Origin of the sequence: Streptococcus sp. 79 (genome assembly GCF_013277425.1) — a bacterium.
Taxonomy (GTDB): Bacteria; Bacillota; Bacilli; order Lactobacillales; family Streptococcaceae; genus Streptococcus; species Streptococcus pseudopneumoniae.
In genome coordinates this window covers 1-16024 of record NZ_VMMW01000058.1, presented here as the reverse complement: position 1 = coordinate 16024, position 16024 = coordinate 1, and the positions used below count along the sequence as shown (strand labels likewise).

At 41.0% G+C, this 16024-nt stretch carries 12 protein-coding genes, 1 tRNA gene and 1 other RNA gene; 3 read left to right on the top strand and 11 right to left on the bottom strand.

The genetic code is table 11. The annotated features are described in order from the left end of the window. Nucleotides 1–327: 327 nt before the first annotated feature. The 5 genes from HT729_RS08540 to HT729_RS08520 form a co-directional block, all read right to left on the bottom strand. Nucleotides 328–1494 (bottom strand): ATP-grasp domain-containing protein, encoded by a 1167-nt coding sequence (locus tag HT729_RS08540; protein ID WP_050142831.1) that lies wholly within the window; start codon nucleotides 1492–1494, stop codon nucleotides 328–330. A 12-nt stretch (nucleotides 1495–1506) separates the two neighbouring features. Further along, a complete protein-coding gene (locus HT729_RS08535; RefSeq protein WP_050142829.1) occupies nucleotides 1507–2247 on the bottom strand; it encodes an esterase family protein in 741 nt (246 codons plus the stop codon). A gap of 21 nt (nucleotides 2248–2268) precedes the next feature. After that, a complete protein-coding gene (locus HT729_RS08530) occupies nucleotides 2269–3093 on the bottom strand; it encodes an alpha/beta hydrolase (protein WP_172931902.1) in 825 nt (274 codons plus the stop codon). Between the two features lie 136 nt (nucleotides 3094–3229). Further along, on the bottom strand, nucleotides 3230–4444 hold the full coding sequence (gene thiI, locus HT729_RS08525; RefSeq protein WP_172931901.1) for a tRNA uracil 4-sulfurtransferase ThiI: 1215 nt from the start codon (nucleotides 4442–4444) through the stop codon (nucleotides 3230–3232). Nucleotides 4445–4452: 8 nt separating this feature from the next. Beyond that, nucleotides 4453–5595, bottom strand: coding sequence for a cysteine desulfurase family protein (locus tag HT729_RS08520; RefSeq protein WP_172931904.1), 1143 nt, complete (start codon nucleotides 5593–5595; stop codon nucleotides 4453–4455). 137 nt (nucleotides 5596–5732) lie between these two features. Here HT729_RS08520 and HT729_RS08515 point away from each other — a divergent pair, with 137 nt between their 5' ends. Continuing rightward, the gene (locus HT729_RS08515; RefSeq protein WP_166730920.1) at nucleotides 5733–6170 is read left to right on the top strand and encodes a DUF6556 family protein; all 438 of its coding nucleotides are present in this window, start codon (nucleotides 5733–5735) and stop codon (nucleotides 6168–6170) included. A gap of 43 nt (nucleotides 6171–6213) precedes the next feature. On the opposite strand, the gene HT729_RS08510 is transcribed toward HT729_RS08515, so the two are convergent. The 4 genes from HT729_RS08510 to HT729_RS08495 all read right to left on the bottom strand — a co-directional run bounded on the left by HT729_RS08510 (nucleotide 6214) and on the right by HT729_RS08495 (nucleotide 12203). Beyond that, a complete protein-coding gene (locus HT729_RS08510; protein WP_345890465.1) occupies nucleotides 6214–8517 on the bottom strand; it encodes a DNA translocase FtsK in 2304 nt (767 codons plus the stop codon). An 88-nt stretch (nucleotides 8518–8605) separates the two neighbouring features. Then, nucleotides 8606–10558, bottom strand: a complete 1953-nt coding sequence (locus HT729_RS08505) for a fructose-specific PTS transporter subunit EIIC (protein WP_172931900.1) — start codon at nucleotides 10556–10558, stop codon at nucleotides 8606–8608. Next, nucleotides 10555–11466 (bottom strand): 1-phosphofructokinase, encoded by a 912-nt coding sequence (gene pfkB, locus HT729_RS08500; RefSeq protein WP_172931899.1) that lies wholly within the window; start codon nucleotides 11464–11466, stop codon nucleotides 10555–10557. Before pfkB ends, HT729_RS08505 begins: the two co-directional genes overlap by 4 nt. Further along, nucleotides 11463–12203 (bottom strand): DeoR/GlpR family DNA-binding transcription regulator, encoded by a 741-nt coding sequence (locus HT729_RS08495; RefSeq protein ID WP_172926253.1) that lies wholly within the window; start codon nucleotides 12201–12203, stop codon nucleotides 11463–11465. The genes pfkB and HT729_RS08495 overlap by 4 nt, the downstream gene beginning before the upstream one ends. A gap of 161 nt (nucleotides 12204–12364) precedes the next feature. Here HT729_RS08495 and HT729_RS08490 point away from each other — a divergent pair. Continuing rightward, nucleotides 12365–12452 (top strand) — tRNA-Ser (locus HT729_RS08490). A 185-nt stretch (nucleotides 12453–12637) separates the two neighbouring features. On the opposite strand, the gene ssrA is transcribed toward HT729_RS08490, so the two are convergent. Beyond that, nucleotides 12638–12985: a transfer-messenger RNA gene (ssrA, locus tag HT729_RS08485) on the bottom strand. A gap of 541 nt (nucleotides 12986–13526) precedes the next feature. Further along, nucleotides 13527–14636: a cell elongation protein CozE gene (gene cozE, locus HT729_RS08480; RefSeq protein ID WP_050079225.1), complete on the bottom strand. Its 1110-nt coding sequence runs from the start codon at nucleotides 14634–14636 to the stop codon at nucleotides 13527–13529. A 102-nt stretch (nucleotides 14637–14738) separates the two neighbouring features. On the opposite strand from cozE, the gene pbp3 reads away from it, so the two are divergent. After that, a complete protein-coding gene (gene pbp3, locus HT729_RS08475) occupies nucleotides 14739–15980 on the top strand; it encodes a D-alanyl-D-alanine carboxypeptidase PBP3 (RefSeq protein ID WP_172931898.1) in 1242 nt (413 codons plus the stop codon). Nucleotides 15981–16024: the final 44 nt, after the last annotated feature.

The following is a 16024-nucleotide window of genomic DNA, read 5'->3' as shown; positions in this document are numbered from 1 at the left end:
CTACAACCTCAAAACAGTATTTTGAGCAACCTGCGGCTAGCTTCCTAGTTTGCTCTTTGATTTTCATTGAGTATTAATAGACTTGTTTGGTATCTTGAAAACTATATCGTATAGGTGTCGTCATGGATCCTTTTAGCTGATTTAAGGATACGAAAGCACAATACTATGACTCAATTGAAGTATTAAAATTCAATTTCTGACCACCTAATCCTGCTTCAAATAGTTATCGAACAAGTTTTATGATAGCTACCTTATTAGGATGCTCTTACTTTTTATCAGACAAAACAAAAGGATTAAGGGAGTGAATTTCCTTAATCCGATAGTCTCTTAAGCCTGACGCTGACCAAAGTCCTTAATCATCTGATCCATTTCTTGTCGACTCGGAGTTGTCAATATATACAGGTAATCTCCTTGAAGTTCCGCAAAGGCCGCCGGCATGATTTTTTTAACCTTGAACTGCTGGCTATATTTGTCAAGCAAATCCTCTTCTGAATAAACATAGTGAGCATTTGCACGGCGAGAAGTAGCCAAACAATACTGAGGTTCAAATTCTGACGCTGGGAACTCTTCTCCTGCTACAATAGCTGCATAGCCACGATAGAGGTCCAAGGAATGAGCAAAGTTATAAACATCAATTGTAAAACCACCTGCAGGACGGTTATTGTACTCAATGGCAATGTAGTCGTCCCCTTCACGGAAGAACTCAATATGGAAGAACCGTTCTTTCATACCAAATTCTTTGACAATTGCCTCACCATATTTACGTAATTTAGGATCCATATCCTTGAGAACGTAATAAGAATTGTCCATCTTGTAAATCATGAGATCAAGTGGTGTATAGGCGTAGTCAAAGGTTGTTGAGAAGACAATCTTACCATCCTTGTCTACGAGCCCATCAAAGGTACAGATTTCGCTAGAGGTGACAAATTTCTCAAAGAAATAAACAGTTGAATGATCCCACTCAGACTTGAAGTGATTGATATCGTCTTCTGTCTCAAGTTTAAAGGTTGCGGCTGCTCCCACTCCATTATCAGGTTTGGCAATCATTGGAAGACCGATTTCGTTCACTGCTTGATCAACATCTGCTTCCGTCTTGATAACAGCTCCAGGGACCACAGGGACACCTGCTTTTTTGAAAAGCTTCTTCATTTCAGACTTAAATTTCGTCTTTTTGAGATCCTCTGGTTTGGCACCAAAAACATTGAATTGCTCTCTGAGTGCTGCGTCCAGCTCAAGCCAGTATTCATTATGAGACTCGATACGGTCAATTGGGCCATGTTTATAAAAGAGAAAAGCAACTGCTCGTTTGACTTCGTCTATGTTCTCAAGATTATCAACACGGAAATACTCGGTCAGGCTATTGCGTAAAGGTTCATCCAATTGCTCGTAAGGTTCCTGACCAATTCCCAAGACGGTGATGCCTTTATTGGCTAGTTCGATGGTGAACTGTTGAAAGTTTTGTGGATAGTAGGGAGAAATAGCAAGGTAATTCATAGGTCACTCCTTTTATAAATAGAGATTGCCGAGGAAATAAGGCATTTGTTTACGCCACCATTCCCAGTCGTGGGCGACATCATGTCCCCATTCAGCAAACCAGGCTGGAATTTGTTTCTGGTCAAAGGCCTCTTTTAGCTTGTAAAAAGATGGTAGACCATCTTGTTCCCAGGCTCCAAGACCCGTACACAGCACAATCTCTGCCTGACGGTAACGGTCAATAAACCAGCCGTCGTTTTGGTTCCAGATATAGTCTACTGGCGAGTTTTGGTAAATAGCATCGTCATTGTAATAATCGCCGACAAAGAAACGTGCATCGTAAACACCACTGAGAGCAATCACTTTGGTAAAGACATCTGGATGCTGGAGGAAGAAATTGAGTGCATGGTAGGCTCCCATAGAGCAACCTGTCGTCATCATGCCATCAAACCAACCTGTCTTGTGCTTGATAAAAGGAATGGCCTCCTCAATCACATAACGTTCGTAGGCACGGTGCATTTCCGCTTGGTCATGAGCATGTTTCCAAGTAGCCAACCAGCTCTCGCTGTCTACACTGGATAGGGTAAAGAACTGAACACGGCCTTCCTCGATAAAAGAGGCACAAGCATCAATCATGCCAAAATCATAGTATTCGTTGTGACTACCACCTGATGAAGCAAAGACCACAACTGGAATACCAGCATGTCCATAACGGTTGAGGTACATTTCACGGTTGAGATGGCCACTCCAGTGGCTAAGATGTTCAATATGCATTTCGTTTTTTCCTTTCTTAACTTACCATTTTTCTGCAAAAAATCTCAGACAATCGGGTAGATTTTCTGACCAAGGGATTTCACTATGGATGGCACCAGACTGAACTTTTAAGACAAGATTGCCCAAGTGTACTCCCCCTGCTATCAAATCATGGTAATAGCGAAGCGAAGAGTCGATATAGGCTTGTTTGATATTGCCAGCCATCAAGGTCTTGTCTGTATCATCCGCTTCTTCTGTTCCTACATAGATAAAGATACGCTGGTCAGGCGATAGTTTCTTGCGCTCAATATAGCGGTTAAAGGCTTCTTGGTGAAGCCAGTTGGCAGATGAAAAGACGCCCAGGCAACCAATTTGGTCTTGGTATTCCAAACCGATAAACTGGGTAATATTGCCTCCTAGTGAGGAACCAATCATGGCTGTATGCTGGCGGTCTGCTTTTGTACGATAGGTCTCATCGATAAAAGGCTTGACCACCTCCATGACAAACTCAGCATACTCCACACCCTTACCGCCAAACTGCTGGCCTGGGATGGGAGATTCTTGGAACTTCCAAGCCGCATACTCATTCATCCGCCCCATACCATCATTGTCAATAGCAACGACAATCATACGACTGATGTCCGGATTCCGTTTGATGGCTGGGATAATCTTCCATGAGTGTCCAATGAAAGACTCTTTGCTATAAAAAACATTTTGCCCATCATGAAAGTATACAACAGGATAGGAACGGTCCGTGTCTTTCTCATAATCTTTAGGTAGAAGAACACGCACACGGCGCTCCTTGCCTGTATAAGGAACCTTGAGTTTGTGTTCTTTCATTTTTAGATAAAAGTAGGAATGATTCATTGTCAGAAAACTCTCTATATTCAAAATTTTATCTCATTATATCATAAAAATAGAAAAAAAGTTAGTTTTTTACCTGTTTTTAGAGAAAAAACTAACTTTCTTTCCTGATTTTCGCTATTCTTTTGGATTTTCTAAATTAGAGCAGATTGTCAATCAAGTCATCCACTTCATCTTTTTCGGCTTGAGGTGTGATCTCAGTAATCATGATTCCAGCCACTGCTCGCTCAATCAAGCCTTCAACATCCATGCGTGCTTCATACTGCTCTGCATTCTTAATCTTAGGATTGGTCTTAGGACGGTCTGGTGCAAAAATAGTACAGCAATCCTCAAAAGGCTGGATAGAAATATCAAAGGTATCGATTTCCTGGGCGATGTCAATGATTTCCAATTTGTCCATAGTGACCACAGGGCGGATGATGGGAGTGTTGGTCACAGCGTTAATAGCCTGCATACTTTCAAGAGTTTGGCTGGCTACTTGACCAAGACTTTCCCCATTGATGATAACTAAACCATTTCGTACCTCACGAATACGGTCAGTAATACGCATCATAAAACGACGCGTCAAGGTCATAAGGTAGGCTTCTGGCGCTTTGGCTTTGATTTCCTCTTGAATCTCTGTAAAAGGAACTTCGATAAACTGGATATTTCCACCAAACTTGGTCAATTTACGAGTCAAATCCCGCGCTTTCTTGAGGGCACCTGGACTAGTGTAAGGTGGGCTGGCAAAGTGAACGGCTTCAATATCTACCCCACGTTTAAGCGCTAGATAGCCAGCTACAGGAGAATCGATTCCCCCTGACAACATGAGCATGCCCTTACCAGAAGTTCCCACTGGCAAGCCACCTGCCCCTCGAATGGTTTCATAGGAAAGATAAGCCGCCTCCTCACGAATCTCCACCTGAAGATTGATGTCAGGATTTTTCATCTGAGCTTGCACATTTGGAATTGCTTCGAAAACAGCTCCTCCAAGCGTTTGATTGAGTTCACGACTGTCAAGTTCAAAGTTGTGGTCGCTACGCTTGCTAGAGATTTTAAAAGTCATGCCTTCCTTGTAGATGTCCTGCATAATCTCTTGGACAGAAGACTTCAAAACTTCTACAGATTTTTCTACCTTATATACTGGAGAAAAATTCTGAATTCCAAAGACTTGTTTGAGCGATTCTGCTACTTCTGTGTAATCAGCTCCATTGAGGTAAGCGTGGGCACGGTCGCGATCTGCCCTTACCTTAACTTGGGGATAGATAGACAAAACGTCTGAAATATTATTACGAAGTTTATTGATGAAACGCATACGGTTTTTACCCTTGGTTGACAACTCTCCATAGCGAATCATAATTTCTGAATACTGCATGAATACTCCTATCTTACTTTTCTAGTTTGATTGTAAATTAATTTTAGCTTGGTCAAAAACTGCTCGACCTGACTCATATCATTTTCAAGGTCTAGGCTAAGACGTACAGCTGACTGGGCCTTATCTTTATCCACTCCCATTGCAATCAAAGTGCCTGCAGGTTTCCCAGCCTTGGACGAACAAGCAGAGGTCGTTGAGATAAAAATATCATAGTCTTCAAAGGCGTGAACAATAACTTCTCCACGAACACCCTTGATTCCAAAAGTTAGGATATGAGGGGCAAAGTCTTCCTCATCTGAAAAGACAAAAATATCTGGATAGTCCAGAAGTGCTTGACGAATCACTGCCTTCATCTGCCCAGTCTTGCTAGTAAAGATATCTAGCTTTTCCATAGATAAACGGAGGGCCTTGGCTGTCGCAGCAATCCCTGCCACATTTTCAGTTGTCGAACGATAGTCGCTCTCCTGACCACCACCTGTCAAAAGAGGCGTAATTTTCTTACCAGACTTGATATAGACAAAACCTACACCACGAACTCCATGGAACTTGTGACTAGAGAAAGTCGCAAAATCCACTCTATCAGTCAGATATTTTTCAGTTGGAATCTTAGCAAGTGCTTGAACCGCATCAACATGGAAGGAAATAGTCGGCTTATCTGCCAATAGTTTTGAAATAGCCTCAATGGGCTGAACAGAGCCAATTTCATTGTTTACTGCCATGATAGAGATGAGGGTCGTATCAGGTCTTATCAAAGCTCCTAGAGCCTCAACATCCACAAATCCTTTCTCATTAACTGGAGCAAAATCCACTTCAAAACCTTGAGATTTCAACCAAAGAGCTGATTCCTTGACTGCTGGATGTTCAATGGCTGATACGATGATGTGCTTGCCAAATTGAGCTTTTTCAAAGGCCACACCCTTGATAACCCAGTTATCACCTTCTGTTCCACCAGAAGTAAAGAAGATTTCCTCACTTTTCTTACCGATTAAATCTGCAATCTGTTGACGGGAAGCAGATAAAATTCGTGTTGCCTGGTCTCCCAAACGATGGAGACTAGATGGATTTCCTAAAATTTTTGAAGCCACCTGCATATAGGTTTCAAGGGCTTCAGGATAAGGCTTGGTCGTCGCCGAATTATCAAAGTAAATCATGTTTCTCACGCTTTCTAAAATCACTCCTTCTATTGTATCATGAAACGGAGCTTGCGACAAGAAAGGGCAATTCCTCTTTTTTTAAGATTTTTTTAAAGAAATGAGGTATAATAAATTTTAATTAAAGGAGAGAATGTATGTCTAATTATCGTAGAACTTCAAAACCAAAAACAGAACACATCAAAAAAGGCTTTACAGTCTTTCAAAAAACCGTTGCGACTATCGCTAGTATCCTTGGCTTGATTACCGCTAGTATCACGATCATGAACGCCTTGGATAATAACAAAAATACTAAAAAAGAACCTACGACAACCCAGACGACAACCATTGTCAAAGAAATTCAAAAAGAATCCCCTAAGGAAAATACTAGTCCCAATAAGGAAAATCACACCACTCAAGAAAAAACACAACAAGAAGAAACGCCAAAATCTAGCGTCAAGGAAGAGAAAAAAGAAGAGCAGAAAACATCAACTCAGGATTCTTCTACTCCTGCTCCTGCTCCAAGTAAACCTGCTACTGAAAATGAAAAACAGTCCAATAATACACCAACTTCGGAAAATAAAACTAATCAATAATCACTAAAATAGCTTCCCTCCAAACTTGGAAAGAAGCTATTTTTTATTGTTGCAATACTTTTCTTGGTTTGGTACCTTCAGCTGGACCAATGACACCTGCCATCTCAAGCTCTTCCATGAGACGGGTCGCACGGTTAAAACCAACTGACAAACGACGCTGAATCATGGATGCACTGGCTTTCTGGGTTTCGATTACCAAAGCCTTGGCTTCTTCAAAAAGCGGATCTCCACCAGATTCACCATCTGAAAATTCTCCTTCATTTTCAGAAACCTCACCTGGATCAAAACACTCATCGTAGTCCGCATCTGCCTGAGCCTTGATGAAGTTTACGATGCGTTCAACATCATCATCCGAGATAAAGGATCCTTGGAGACGAACTGGATGATTTTCATCAATCGGTTTAAAGAGCATGTCCCCTCGGCCAAGCAGTTTTTCTGCTCCATTTTCATCCAAAATCGTACGAGAGTCTGTCCCTGATGAAACCGCAAACGCCACACGAGACGGAACATTGGCCTTAATCAACCCAGAGATGACATCAACAGATGGACGCTGAGTTGCAAGAATCATATGGATACCAGCAGCACGCGCCTTCTGTCCAAGACGGATGATAGCATCTTCCACTTCCTTGCTGGCCACCATCATAAGGTCAGCCAACTCATCTACAATCACAACAATGAGCGGTAGCGGAATTTGCTTGTACTCAGACTGGACATTAAACTCTTCTACCTTAGCATTAAAACCTGCAATGTTCCGAACTCCCACCTTGGCAAAGAGTTCATAACGATTTTCCATCTCATCCACAACCTTTTGCAGGGCCTTGCTAGCCTTGCGTGGATTGGTCACTACTGGAATCAAGAGGTGGGGAATATCATTGTAAACAGACAACTCAACCATCTTGGGATCCACCATCATAAACTTGACCTGGTCGGGTCTTGCTTTCATCAGAATGCTAGCAATGATGCCATTAACAGCTACTGACTTCCCTGATCCCGTTGAACCTGCGACGAGTAAGTGGGGCATCTTGGAGAGGTCAAATGCTCTTGCGGTTCCATTAACAGCCTTCCCTAAAGGAATTTCCAAGAGATTTTCTGCTTTCGTTTGAGATTGTTCCCATAGTTCACGGAAAGACACAGTGGCAATCTCAGAGTTGGGTACTTCGATACCGACTAGGGATTTCCCAGGGATAGGTGCTTCAATTCGGACATCCTTGGCCGCCAAGGCTAGAGCGAGGTCATCTGCAAGATTGGAAATGCGGTTGACCCTTACACCTACTGCTGGCTTAACTTCATACTTGGTCACTGATGGCCCAATTTCGGCTCGTTCAACCGTTACCTTGATACCAAAGCTAGCAAAGGTTTCTTCTAGGATTTTGATATTTTCCCGAACGATTTTCTTCTCTTTAGACTGATCCTTGGGTTTATCTGGGGCAAAGAGTTGTAAGCTTGGAAGTTTGTATTCGAGGGCTTCTTTGGCTGAAAAATCAACCTGAACATCTTCGTCATCTGAGCCTTCTTCCTGCTCAGGGAATTCAAGCTCTGGTTGAGGCAGGATGATTTCTGGTTCCACCCACTCTTCTTCTGGAACAGGAGGAATGTCAAGCACAACATCATCAGTCAGAATTTCACCCGTTTCCATATCAACAGAAGGCAAATCGAGTAAGACTTTTTCAGCCTTTTCTTGTTCTAATCTAGCCTCTTCCTCAGCCTTTTGGCGAGCTTTTTCTTCTTGTTTGACAAAGCGTTCCTCTTTTCGACGCTCATGCCCTTCTCGCCATTTAACAAATCCTCTACTGAAAAATTCAGCAATATCATAAACAGACCAAGGACTGACTAGGAGGGCACCCACTAAAATCAAGATAGAACCAATAAAGTAAGTACCGATATTTGAAAAGAGAAAGGCGGTTGGAATATAAAGAGCGACACCAATCAAGCCCCCTCCAGCAAAGCTGGTCGTTCGAAAACCAGTCAAATCCGTCACAATCTGAGCCATGGTTCCTTTTAAAACCGACTTATCCAAACCATATTTCCAAACTAAGTAGGCCTCAAAAATCAAGAGCAAGCCAGCAAATATGGTGAAAAATCCTGATAAGAGTCCTTCCTGTTTTCGTATCCACTTGAAAAAGAAGAGATAGAACAAGAGGCCAAATATTGCTAGATAGGCTAGGCTACCCACCAACAAGCGTATTAAATTGTAAAGGGTGATACCTGCAGCTCCTAATTTGAAGGCTGCGAAAATCAATAAAAGTGCGATTCCCAACGAAATCAACATTCGTTGAATCGCTTCTTTTCTTTCGAGTTCTGCTTTAGACGGTCTTCGTCTTGTTTTACTTGTATTCTTGTTTGCCATTCTTCTATTATACCATATTTCACAGACATTTCGGGAAGAGAAAAAGACTGCACCAAACGGTCCAATCTTTTCATTTTCTATCTAAGTTTTATGCTTTTGGTTTGCGTAGGTAACCATAGACCACACCACTTAAGATTGCTCCTACCAAGACAGCAACAAGGTAAAGGAGAGAATTTGAAGTAAGGGCGATAACGAAGATTCCTCCGTGTGGCGCCATGAGTTTGATACCAGTAAGACCAACGAGGCCTCCTGCTACTGCTGAACCAAGGATAAAGCTTGGGATCGCACGAGCTGGGTCAGCGGCACCAAATGGAATCGCTCCCTCAGTGATAAATGACAAGCCCATGATGATGTTTGTCAAACCTGAGTTGCGTTCTTCCTTAGTAAATTTATCTTTGAAAAGAAGAGTTGCGACAAAGATTGCAAGTGGTGGCACCATTCCTCCAGCCATAACTGCTGCCATGGCTACAGAACCACCTGAAGAAACAGACGCTGCAAGCGTACCTGTACCAAAGACATAAGCCGCTTTGTTAACTGGTCCACCCATGTCAACAGCCATCATTCCACCAAGGACGATACCAAGAAGGACAGCTGAACCTCCTCCAAGACCACCTAGGAAGTCATTCATAGCAGTGTTGATTGCTGCCATTGGGATGTTCACAGCTAGCATGACAAATCCAGTCAAGATTGTTCCAAGAAGTGGCAAGAGAAGAATTGATTTAGCACCTTCAAGTGAACGAGGAACTTTAACGTATTTCTTGATAGCAAGAACCAAAGCACCTGCGATAAATCCACCCACAAGGGCACCTAGGAAACCAGATGAGACACCTGCAAGAGTTGAAGTTGCTTCACCACCTGCGGCATAAGGGATCTTACCAAAGGCAAACCCTTCTTTGGCAATAGCACCAGCCACGAAACCAGCTACCAAACCTGGTTTTTCAGCAATAGAATAGGCAACATAACCTGCAAAGACTGGAAGCATCAAACCAAAGGCAGCTCCACCAATTTTCATGAACATAGAAGCTAGTTCATGGTAGGAACCAAGATTACCAAGGTTTTCATTTGGAACGCCCAAAGCACCGTCAATCAAGAAGGCAAGGGCAATCATGATACCACCACCGATAACGAATGGCAACATTTGAGATACACCACTCATCAAGTGTTTGTAGAAGGCACCACCAAGGCTTTGTTTTTCGTTAGAGGCTGTTGCAGCTTTTGCACCATTAGCGGCACGGTAGACTTCCGCATCTCCTGAAAGAGCCAAGTTAATCAACTCTTCTGTCTTACGGATCCCGTCAGCAACCGGACGATTGATCAATGGTTTGCCATCGAATCGATCCATTTCAACTGCCTTGTCTGCTGCGATGATAACAGCTTTAGCCTTACGAATGTCTTCAGCAGTGAGTTGGTTTCCAACACCACTAGCTCCGTTGGTTTCAACCTTGATCCCAACACCCATTTCAGCAGCCACTTTTTGAAGAGCTTCTTGAGCCATATAAGTGTGGGCAATACCTGTTGTACAAGCTGTAACAGCAACGATAAAGTCACTAGAGTCATTGGTAGGTGCTTGAACTGGCTTCTCAGTTTTTTCTGAAGCTTGGTCAAAAAGTTCAATGACTTGGTCAGCTGATGTTGCTTGACGGAGTTTGTCAGCAAAACCGTCTTTCATCAAGTATTGAGACAATTCTGCCAAGGCTGCCAAGTGAGTATCATTGGCACCTTCTGGAGCCGCAATCATGAAGAAGAGGTCAGTTGCTTGTCCATCCAAGCTCTCATAATCAACACCCTTATTTGACTTAGCAAATAGAACTGTCGCTTCTTTGACAGCAGCGTTTTTGCTGTGAGGCATTGCGATTCCATCACCCAAACCAGTAGAAGTCAAAGCTTCACGCGCCAAAATTCCTTCTTTAAATGTTTCAAAATCTGTTACATAACCGTGGTCTGTCAAATTTTTAATCATCTCGTCGATGACAGCTGTTTTTTCAGTTGCCTGCAAATCTAGCAACATGACATCTTTTCTCAATAGGTCTTGAATTTTCATCGTTTTTCTACCTCAACTTTTCCATATGTTTCTTTAATAAATTCCGCCGTTGCCAAGTCATCTGAGAAGGTAGTTGCCGTTCCGCAAGCCACTCCCCATTTGAAGGCTTCTACTGCGTCTTTTGATTTGACAAATTCACCTGTGAATCCAGCAACCATAGAATCACCAGCTCCAACTGAATTTTTGACTGTTCCTTTGATTGGTTTAGCGAAGTAAGCTCCCTCAGATGTGACAAGAAGGGCACCATCACCAGCCATAGAGATAATAACATTTTGAGCACCCTTAGCCAGTAACTCACGAGCGTATTTCTCAATTTCATCTAAACTTTCGAGTTTAACCCCAAAAATCGCTCCAAGTTCATGATTGTTTGGTTTTACAAGAAGAGGCTGGTAGTCCAAACTATCAATTAAGGTCTGTCCTTCAAAGTCACAGACCACTTGCGCACCAGTCTGGCGCGTCAAGGAAATCAAATCCTTATAGATAACATTGCCTAGATTTTTAGCACTTGAACCTGCAAAGACAACTGTATCTTCTGCTGTCAGACTAGATAAAATAGCTTTCAATTCTTCTAGCTGAACCGATTCAACAGTTGGACCCCTTCCGTTGATTTCTGTTTCTTGGTCTGCTTTGATTTTAACATTGATACGAGTATCTTCTGCCACCTGGACAAAACGTGTCTCGATTTCTTCCTCTGCTAAAGTATCTGTGATAAATTTACCAGTAAAGCCACCGATAAATCCCGTCGCTGTATTTGGTATATTCAAACGTTTCAAGACACGGCTGACATTGATTCCTTTCCCACCAGCAAACTTATCATCACTGTCCATACGATTTACACTACCAACTTTGACTTGGTCCAAACGAACGATATAGTCAATGGATGGATTGAGTGTGACTGTATAAATCATACTTCTATTACCTCCGTTTTCTCCTTAATAACCTGCAAGAGCTCATGCCCTTGACTAGTGATAACGATAGCGCGTTTGAGTGGTGCTACCTTGGCAAAGCAAGTTTGTCCAATTTTTGACGAATCCACCAAGACGTAGGTCTGCTTGGCATTCTCCAAAATAGCTCTTTTCACAGCTCCCTCCTCCATATCAGGAGTCGTATAATAGCCATCGTCAACACCATTCATTCCGATAAAGGCACGGTCAAAGTGCAATTGGTTAATCTGGTTAAGAGCAACGCCCCCGATACTAGCATCTGTCGCCGTCTTGACGTTTCCTCCAACCATGACAGTTGGAATCTGCTTTTCAACCAACTGAGCGGCATGGTGAATGGAGTTGGTCACAACTGTAACATTCTTATTGACCAATTCATGAATCAAAAAAGCAGTTGTTGTTCCAGCATCGATAAAGATGACATCTTGTTCCTTGATGAGAGAAGCAGCTTTCTGAGCCAGCAACTTCTTTTCTTGAAGGTTTTTGACAGATTTCTCTTGAATGGTTTCTTCTTCCTGCAAGGAATGGGGCAATTCTGCTCCACCATGCACGCGACGAAGCTTGTTTTCCGCTTCCAACTCATCCAAGTCTCTTCGAACCGTTGATTCTGACGTTTCTAGCAAACTAACTAATTTCTCTAGAGAAACTACATGATGTTGATTTAACTCCTCTAAAATCAGTTGTTTCCTCTCTGTTTTTAACACTGAATCACCTCCTGTTATCGTTTACACTATTCATTCTATCATACTTTATTTCAAAGTCAAGCATTTTTTATCATTTTCTTCCAATTTCTATCATTTTTCTTATTTCCAGAATTTTTATTGCAAGATAAGAGCCTTTATGGTAGACTATTTGAGTAAGTATTGGAAGATTACTCAAGAGGCTTAAGAGGCCGTGTTGGAAACGCGGTAGGCGTGTAACAGCGTGCGTGGGTTCGAATCCCATGTCTTCCGTGGAAAAACATATTTCTAGGATACAACAAAAATGTTGTATCCTTTTTTGTATCCCTTTTTTAAAAATAGGGTCTGTTTTTGGGTCTATTTGTGACTCCTTTTTTCGCAAAAGAATACCAAAGACAAAAATAAAAAACGTTGATTTAACAACGTTTTACCAAGGAATGCAAAAGAATGCAAAGGAATAATGGAGCCGGTGGGAGTCGAACCCACGTCCAAACACCTGCCAACATATTTGTCTACAACCATAGGTTATGTATTAGTTTAACAGCCCCTCGACACATAACTCAAGCCTAGAAACTGCGAGTCTATCAATCTCTTATCAAGCCGCTAGACAAGACTTGATCGTATCTCGCTAATAATAAGACCTGTCATTGAACACGAGCAATCCAAATCGGGTCACGCCTGCTGGTTTTTAGGCAGCTAGAGCGTAAGAAGTGTTATTTTTTGCAGTTATATTTAACTGAGCGTTTACGTCGCCACACGAGTCGCAAAATATGCCTCATAATGCCTGTCGAATCCGTAACGACCCCAAAAGACAATAAAACTATTATACCTTATCTAACACAAAAATGCAAAAAGGAAATCACGTACCTAAAAAAGATACTATTCGAGAAATTTAGCAAACTGGGAGACTAACTACAACTTTCTCAGTGCATAACTTTACGATTGTGAATAGAGCTTACGAAATCCACTTAACATATACCTAAGATGAAGCTATCTTTTTTGAAGAAATGCACGAAAAGAATTATTCTAAAATACTTTCAAATGAGAATTTTCCTACTCTCTTTGTTTCAATTCATTTGAGTTTAAAAACTATAAAATCAATCCTTATATTATTCGGACTACGTTTTACTTGTCGTGCTAAAATAAATAAGTTTCATTCGAACTTTAATAGACTATGAAAACCAGTGGAACTTACCCTGACACGGAATTCCACTGGTTTTTTCGATTTTTATCAGATTAACTTCTACTATTTTTAGCTGTGAAAATTAGTTTAGGACTTTAACTTATTTTCAATCTTCTAATCTAAAGGCCACTTCCAGTAAAGAAAAATCAGGAATTTCCTGACTTTTACTTAGCTAATTCTCTTTCTCGTTCTTTCATTATTTTATGATTTTCATACAAACGGGATAAGAACTTAGAAATTTCTTTCAAGATAGAATAGGTTGGCACTGCGACAATCATTCCAACTACACCATAGATATTGCTTGACAACAAAAGTAAAACCAAAATCGTGATTGGATGAACCTTCATAACACTTCCTACGATTCGAGGATATAAGATATTGCCATCTACCTGCTGAACAACAAGCATATAAATCACTGCAATCAGCATTCTATGGGGATCAGTGAATATATTTGCGATGATCATAGGAATCAAACCAATACTTGGCCCCACATAAGGAATTAAATTGGCTACACCAGAAAAAATAGCAAAAACTAAAGCATATTTTAAACCAATAATACTATAGCCAATATAAGCCAAACAACCTATAATGATTGCGTCAATCGAAACTCCACTAATATAGCGAGCAATCGTCGCATTTAAATTCTTTAATAAGCCTGCAATATGCAAGCGATCCCTCTTTAGAATCGTTCTTTCAAGCATGGGCAAGAATTTATGTCCATCTAATAAGAAATAAACCAAAAAAACCGGAGTCATAATCAAAATCAAAACAGTACTGATAAGAGCTGACAAGACGCTCCCCACGCTATTTGATACGCTATTTAGGATATTTTGAAGAATATCAACATAGGATAAGTTTAACTGCTGAATTGTAGCTTCTACATCCAAATTCTGGAGCGCAGGGTAATTAGATAAGTCTATGATTAAGTCTTGTACTCGACTATAAATAGTTTGACTAGATATAATCAAACTAGATAACTGATTAATCAAAATAGGTAAGAGATAGACAACACCTATGACCATTCCCCAGACCAAAGCACACAAGGTAATTAAAATACCAAGTAAACGATTGAGTTTACAGACTTTATTTAAGAAAGTAACAATAGGGTTTGTCAAATAATAAAGAAAGCCCCCTAATAAAAATGGAATCATAATTGTATTAAGCACGCTAACAAAAGGGTTAATCAAAGACCCCATCTGTCTCCATAGGTAAAAGATGATGGTTAAGAGTAAAATTTCTGTGGTCCAAAAAAATAATTTATTTCTACGAAACATGAGTTACCTCCCTCACTCTATTTTACCATATTTTCAAAAAGCTTAACGGATGAATTATTAAAGCAAGAATATTTTTTTTCTTTATGATAGAATAAGACTACTATGAAAAAAATATTGTTAACTTTATTAACTGTCTCCTTTTTAGGAGGTGCTTCTACTGTTGCTGCTCAAGATTTTAATATTGCTGCAAAACATGCCATTGCTGTTGAGGCAAATACTGGTAAAATTCTCTATGAGAAGGATGCGACTCAACCAGTCGAAATTGCTTCTATAACAAAATTGATTACGGTTTATCTAGTCTATGAAGCTCTGGAAAACGGAAGTATTACCCTCTCCACTCCTGTAGATATTTCTGACTATCCTTATCAATTGACGACAAATTCTGAAGCCAGTAATGTTCCTATGGAGGCCCGTAATTATACTGTCGAAGAGTTACTTGAAGCAACTCTGGTATCTAGTGCCAACAGCGCCGCTATTGCCCTAGCTGAGAAAATTGCTGGCTCAGAGAAAGACTTCGTCGATATGATGCGTGCCAAACTCTTGGAATGGGGAATCAAAGATGCTACTGTTGTCAATACAACTGGTCTGAACAACGAGACTCTAGGAGATAATATTTACCCGGGCTCAAAAAAAGATGATGAAAACAAGCTCAGTGCTTATGATGTTGCTATTGTTGCTCGTAACCTCATCAAAAAATACCCACAAGTCTTGGAAATCACCAAAAAACCTTCTTCTACTTTTGCTGGAATGACAATCACTTCGACCAACTACATGTTAGAAGGTATGCCTGCTTACCGTGGTGGTTTTGATGGACTGAAAACAGGAACAACAGATAAGGCTGGAGAATCTTTTGTTGGTACTACTGTCGAAAAAGGCATGAGAGTCATCACAGTTGTTTTAAATGCAGACCATCAAGACAATAATCCCTACGCTCGGTTTACAGCTACATCTTCCCTAATGGATTATATTTCTTCAACATTTACACTTCGCAAAATCGTTCAGCAAGGCGATGCCTATCAAGATAGCAAAGCCCCTGTACAAGATGGAAAAGAAGATACGGTCACTGCAGTGGCTCCAGAGGATATCTATCTAATTGAACGTGTCGGGAATCAATCTTCTCAATCTATTCAATTCACACCTGATTCCAAAGCAATCCCAGCACCACTTGAAGCTGGAACAGTGGTTGGCCATTTGACTTACGAAGACAAGGACTTGATTGGTCAAGGTTACATCACCACAGAGCGCCCTAGTTTCGAAATGGTTGCAGACAAGAAAATGGAAAAAGCCTTCTTCTTAAAAGTTTGGTGGAATCAGTTTGTCCGCTTTGTTAACGAGAAATTATAAAAAAATCGCGATTTAAACCGCGATTTTTTTTTATTATGGCTTCA

What these genes read in the sequence shown, in the direction of transcription:
- HT729_RS08510 (WP_345890465.1), bottom strand. Translation starts at nt 8,517, where the DNA reads ATGGCAAACAAGAATACAAGTAAAACAAGACGAAGACCGTCTAAAGCA.
- HT729_RS08540 (WP_050142831.1), bottom strand. Translation starts at nt 1,494, where the DNA reads ATGAATTACCTTGCTATTTCTCCCTACTATCCACAAAACTTTCAACAG.
- HT729_RS08515 (WP_166730920.1), top strand. Translation starts at nt 5,733, where the DNA reads ATGTCTAATTATCGTAGAACTTCAAAACCAAAAACAGAACACATCAAA.
- thiI (WP_172931901.1), bottom strand. Translation starts at nt 4,444, where the DNA reads ATGCAGTATTCAGAAATTATGATTCGCTATGGAGAGTTGTCAACCAAG.
- HT729_RS08505 (WP_172931900.1), bottom strand. Translation starts at nt 10,558, where the DNA reads ATGAAAATTCAAGACCTATTGAGAAAAGATGTCATGTTGCTAGATTTG.
- pfkB (WP_172931899.1), bottom strand. Translation starts at nt 11,466, where the DNA reads ATGATTTATACAGTCACACTCAATCCATCCATTGACTATATCGTTCGT.
- cozE (WP_050079225.1), bottom strand. Translation starts at nt 14,636, where the DNA reads ATGTTTCGTAGAAATAAATTATTTTTTTGGACCACAGAAATTTTACTC.
- HT729_RS08530 (WP_172931902.1), bottom strand. Translation starts at nt 3,093, where the DNA reads ATGAATCATTCCTACTTTTATCTAAAAATGAAAGAACACAAACTCAAG.
- HT729_RS08520 (WP_172931904.1), bottom strand. Translation starts at nt 5,595, where the DNA reads ATGATTTACTTTGATAATTCGGCGACGACCAAGCCTTATCCTGAAGCC.
- HT729_RS08535 (WP_050142829.1), bottom strand. Translation starts at nt 2,247, where the DNA reads ATGCATATTGAACATCTTAGCCACTGGAGTGGCCATCTCAACCGTGAA.
- pbp3 (WP_172931898.1), top strand. Translation starts at nt 14,739, where the DNA reads ATGAAAAAAATATTGTTAACTTTATTAACTGTCTCCTTTTTAGGAGGT.